5 protein-coding genes are annotated in these 4,921 nt (G+C 72.0%); 2 read left to right on the top strand and 3 right to left on the bottom strand.

Annotated elements, in window-relative coordinates:
* Nucleotides 1–244: 244 nt before the first annotated feature.
* Entirely contained in the window at nt 245–697 is a 453-nt protein-coding gene (locus VFW24_03545) for a VOC family protein (GenBank protein ID HEX5265824.1), read from the bottom strand.
* Nucleotides 690–1,733, bottom strand: a complete 1,044-nt coding sequence (locus VFW24_03540) for an alcohol dehydrogenase catalytic domain-containing protein (protein ID HEX5265823.1) — start codon at nt 1,731–1,733, stop codon at nt 690–692. The genes VFW24_03545 and VFW24_03540 overlap by 8 nt, the downstream gene beginning before the upstream one ends.
* Nucleotides 1,734–1,818: 85 nt before the next feature.
* On the opposite strand from VFW24_03540, the gene VFW24_03535 reads away from it, so the two are divergent.
* Nucleotides 1,819–4,065, top strand: a complete 2,247-nt coding sequence (locus VFW24_03535; GenBank protein ID HEX5265822.1) for a hypothetical protein — start codon at nt 1,819–1,821, stop codon at nt 4,063–4,065.
* A 131-nt stretch (nt 4,066–4,196) separates the two neighbouring features.
* Complete coding sequence (locus tag VFW24_03530) at nt 4,197–4,574, top strand: nuclear transport factor 2 family protein (protein ID HEX5265821.1); 378 nt, start codon at nt 4,197–4,199, stop codon at nt 4,572–4,574.
* A gap of 25 nt (nt 4,575–4,599) precedes the next feature.
* On the opposite strand, the gene VFW24_03525 is transcribed toward VFW24_03530, so the two are convergent.
* Nucleotides 4,600–4,921: hypothetical protein (locus VFW24_03525; GenBank protein ID HEX5265820.1), on the bottom strand; the 322-nt coding region annotated here is incomplete at its 5' end.

Below are 4,921 nucleotides of genomic sequence, written 5' to 3'. Positions count from 1 at the left end.
AAGATCGTCACGACCTGGACGTCGGACGCCGAAGGCCAGTACTCGGCGATGAGGCGGATGCCCTCCGGGTACTTCCACGCCGCCCGCCGCATGAGAGCGGCGTCACGCTCGCTGCCGGGCACCGAGTTACGGAACTTGAGTAGGCCGACGTAGTCCACCGTGGATCTCCCTTCCCTCGTCTCGGGGCGAGCGTACGGGACGCGGCCCGCCCGTGGAAGGTCCGAAAGGGAAATTCTCCGGACGGTCAGGAGCCGGTCGGGGCCGACCCGTCGAAGGAGAAGTACTGAACCTCCACCATCATCGGCAGGAGGTAGCGCACGTAGAAGCTGGTGATCGACACGCCGGGATAGGGGTCGGTCTTCTTGTCGATGATGTCGACCCGGTCGTCCTTCTCACGGAACGCCAGCGACCGCTGGTAGAAGGTGTCGAGCTCGTCCATGCTCCCCACGCCGAGGCCGAAGTGGTCGAGACGGGGGGCGGTCATCGGGGTGTCGTCGGCGATCAGGAACACGAACTGGTCGATGCGGTAGGCGCTCAGGACGAGGCGCTTCCTGTCGAGCGTCTGCATCTCGACCTCCTGCCACCCGAAGACCTCGGAGTAGAACGAGACGATCTCCTTGCGTCCCGTCTCGTCGAGCAGGTCGGCGGGGACGCTCATCGCCACGTGGTTGAAGCGGGGCTGTCCTGGCTTAGGCACGGGGGACCACCATCACCTTTCCCGCCCGCTCCCCGGCCACCAGCTGCTCCATGGCGGCCAGCATGCCGGAGAGGGGCACGTCGTCCGGCTCGATCAGGTCGGCGGTCGGGAGGCGGGCCGACGCCAGGAGCTCCAGCGCCTCCTCGTAGTCCGCCGGGGTGTACTCCGCCGTTCCGGTGACCACCAGCTCGTTGAGGATGATGCGGTTGGGGTCGAAGCGGGGCCGGTGCATCCCGGACCCGGACAGCACGAGGGTCCCCGCCCGGCCCAGGTTCGCCAGCGCCGCCTCCATGGCGTCCGACCGCCCCGAGCACTCGAAGGCCACGTCGAACGGAGCGGGGACCAGCTCCATCGGCATCTCCGGCACCGGCAGATCTCCGGGGGCGCCGACCACGGCGGCGCCGACCTTGGTGGCCAGCTCCCGGCGGCGCGCCCCGGGCTCGCTCACCGTGACGTCGGCCACCCCGACGGCGCGGAGGACCGCGACCGTCAGCAGCCCGATGGGCCCCGCCCCCGTCACCAGGGCCCGGCTGCCGGCGGGCACAGCGGAGCGGTGGACGCCGTGCAGCGCCACCGCCAGAGGCTCGGTGAGAGCGGCGGTCCGCAGGTCGAGGCCCTCCGGCACCCGGAACAACGAGGCGGCGTCGACGGCCTTGAAGGGGGCGAAGGCCCCGGTGACGGATACATCCGGGTTCCACAGCTGCCGGGTCACGCACAGGTTGGTCCGCCCGGCGCGGCAGGGACCGCACGTCCCGCAGCCCCGCCCCGGACCACCCACGGCGCGGTCCCCGACGCCCCAACCCTCGACGGCCGCGCCCACCGCCGCCACCTCACCGGAGTACTCGTGGCCCGCCACCGACCCCGGCAGACCCCAGTCCTCCATCATCAGGTGCAGGTCGGTGCCGCAGACCCCGCAGTGGCTGACCTGCAGGAGGACCTGGTCGTCGCCGATGCGCGGGACCGGAACCTCCTCGACGACGACGGTGCGGCGGCCCTTGTACACCGCCGCCGGCATCGTCTCCGCTGGGCCCCCCACCGGGCCGGGACGGTACCACCGGGCCCGGCGCGCCGGCCCGGGCGGCGCGCCGGCGCACCCGGCGTTCGCTGGCAGGATGTCGCATATGCGCCGCCGCCGCTCTCTCGTCCTCGCCGCCTCCGCCGCCGCTCTCGCCGCGGCCGCCGCCGTCACCACCACCGGGCCAGGCGGCCCGGCGCCGGCCGCGGCGGCCACGGCTCTGTCGGTCCGGCTGGTGTGGTCGAAGACGGTGGCGGGGGCGCCGTTCCGCGCCTCGTCCCCCGTCACGGCCAACCTCGATACCGGTGGGCCGTCGATGGTGGTCGGCAGCCTGAACGGCTACCTCTACGCCTGGCACCTCGCCGACGGCAGCGCCGTTCCGGGGTGGCCGGCTGCCGTGGCCCCGGGCAAGCAGGTCGACTCGTCACCGGCGGCGGCGCCCGTCGACACCAGTGGCTTCGACGACATGTTCGTCGGCGTCGGCAGCTTCCAGGCCACGGGTGGCGGCTACGACTCGTTCGATCATGCCGGCCACCTGCGCTTCGCCAGGCAGGTCTCCGACCCCAACCAGTCCAGCGAGCCGGTGTACGCCACGCCCGCCGTCGGTGACATAAACAACGACGGGGTGGCCGACGCCACTGCCGGTGCCCTCGGCCTGGACGCCTACTCGGTGAACGCCTCGAACGGGGCGGTCAACCCGGGATGGCCCTTCCGGACCAACGACACCGTGTTCTCCTCGCCGGCGTTGGCCGACCTCACCGGCGGGGGGTCGAGCGACATAGTCGAGGGCGGGGACTCGACCCCGAGCTTCCCCCTGAACGGCCGGCCGGTGAACCGGGGCGGCCTGGTGTACGCCATCGACGGTTCCGGGAGCCTCATGTGGTGGCACGGCTTCGACGACGTGGTGACATCGTCTCCCGCGGTGGGGAACATCACCGGTGCCGGCGGCCCGCAGATCGCGGTGGGGACCGGCTTCTACTGGGCCCAGCAGGGGGTGCAGACGACCGACTCCACCAAGCTGTTCGTGCTCAACGCCAACGGCTCCCTGGCGTGGAGCCACGATCTCGGCGGCTTCACCCGGCCCTCTCCGGCCCTGGCCGATCTGGAGGGCAACGGCCAGCTCGACGTGGTCGAGGCGGTGCAGGGTCAGCGCGGGAACCCGAACTTCGGCCAGATCTGGGCCTTCGACCCCCACGGCAACGTCCTCGGCAACTGGCCCCAGCTCACCCCACCGGGCGTGGGGGCGGTTATCGGCAGCCCGGTGACCGCCGACCTCACGGGCCAGGGCTACCAGGACGTGCTGGTGCCGACGGGAGACGGCCTCTACATCTACGACGGCCGCAGTGCGGCGGTGGTGGCCTCGGTGGCGGTCAACCAGATCGGCATGCAGAGCTCACCGCTCGTGGCCCCCGACCCCAACGGAACGATCGGCATCACCATCACCGGCACCGACCACTCCGGCAACGGCGTGGTGTTCCACTACGAGGTCTCGACCGGCCACGCCGTCGGCAACCTGTCCTGGCCGATGTTCCGCCATGATCCGCGGCGCACCGGCTCCACCACCAACCCGCCCCTGACCCACACCTACTGCCCGGCGACGGGGACCGGGGGCTACCGCTTCGCCGCCTCCGACGGCGGGGTCTTCGCCTACTGCGGGGACGGCTTCCTGGGGTCGGAGGGGGGCCACCCCCTGAAGGCGCCCGTCGTCGGAATGGCCGCCACCCCCGACGACAGGGGGTACTGGTTGGTGGCGGCCGACGGGGGCATCTTCAACTTCGGCGACGCCTCCTTCCACGGATCCACCGGCGCCCTCCGCCTGAACCAGCCGATCGTCGGGATGGCACCCACCGCCGACGGCAAGGGGTACTGGCTGGTGGCCCGGGACGGCGGAATCTTCAACTTCGGCGACGCCTCCTTCCACGGGTCGACGGGTGCCATGCGTCTCAACCAGCCCATCGTGGGCATGGCCGCCACCCCCGACGGAGGCGGCTACTGGCTGGTGGCGGCGGACGGAGGGATCTTCAACTTCGGGGACGCCTCCTTCCACGGATCCACCGGCTCCATCCACCTGAACCAGCCCATCGTCGGGATGGCGCCCACCGCCGACGGCCGGGGGTACTGGCTGGTGGCCCGGGACGGCGGCATCTTCGCCTTCGGGGACGCCTCGTTCCACGGCTCGGCGGGCGCCATCCGCCTCAATCGCCCGATCGTGGGCATGGCGGTCACCGCCGACGGTGGCGGCTACTGGCTGGTGGCATCGGACGGCGGGATCTTCAGCTACGGAGACGCCCGCTTCTTCGGCTCGACCGGCGCCCTCCACCTGGCGGCGCCGATAGTGGGCATGGCGCGCTGAGCGTGCCCATGGGCACGGCGCGCTGAGGGCGCCAATGGGCATGGCGCGCTGATCGTCGCATTCATCCCCCTGCCCAGGCGGCGTTCAGGTTCGTATCCTCGACGAACAAGGACCGGCGATCGGAGGGTGGAGTGAGCAAGCAGGATGTGGCGGCACGAGAGCAGGAGTGGCTGAAGGCCTTCAACGCGGGTGATGCGTCGGCGGTTGCGGGCATCTATACCGCCGGGGCCCGGATGATGGCCCCCAACGCCGACATCGTGGAAGGCCGGCCGGCGGTCGAGAGCTTCGTCAAGGAGTTCGTGCAGACGGGGGCCCAGCTCTCGTTCGACCTGCTGACCGTGCACGAGAGCCCGTCGATGTGCGCCGCGGTCGGGCGTTACACGATGGACATCCCCGGCGCCCCGCAGGACCGCGGCAAGTTCATGGAGATCTGGGCCCGGCAGGCCGACGGCACCTGGCAGATCGCCGAGGACATCTTCAACTCCAGCCTTCCGGCCGCCCCCGCGTAGCCCGAGGCCGGCCGCGGGCGCCCCGCTACGCCGGCGGCGTCCCCAGCGGCGGGTGGTCGGCGGGGCACGAACCCAGCGGGTCGTTGTAACGGGGGTCGTGCACCCACGGCCCCTTCCACCATCCCGGCGCGGGACCGGGTAGGTGCCACGCCGGCCCGATCAGGCCGTCGACCGCCGCTGCCAGCCGGGCCGCGCCGGTCGGGCACGGATGGACGTCGTCGATCATGCGCGCCCGGCTCCACCGCCCGTCGGCGCCCGGGAGCCAGGTGGCGTACCGCCCGTGGAGCTCGAGGGCGCCGGCCACCGCCAGGTACGAGACGGCTCCCGGACGCGCCGCCGCCTCCGCC

The organism is Acidimicrobiales bacterium, from assembly GCA_036273495.1.
GTDB lineage: Bacteria > Actinomycetota > Acidimicrobiia > Acidimicrobiales > JAJPHE01 > DASSEU01.
This window is presented reverse-complemented; position numbering and strand designations above follow the sequence as displayed.

Bases quoted from the DNA above. Each gene is read 5' to 3' on its own strand.
- VFW24_03535 (HEX5265822.1), top strand. From the start codon at position 1,819: ATGCGCCGCCGCCGCTCTCTCGTCCTCGCCGCCTCCGCCGCCGCTCTC.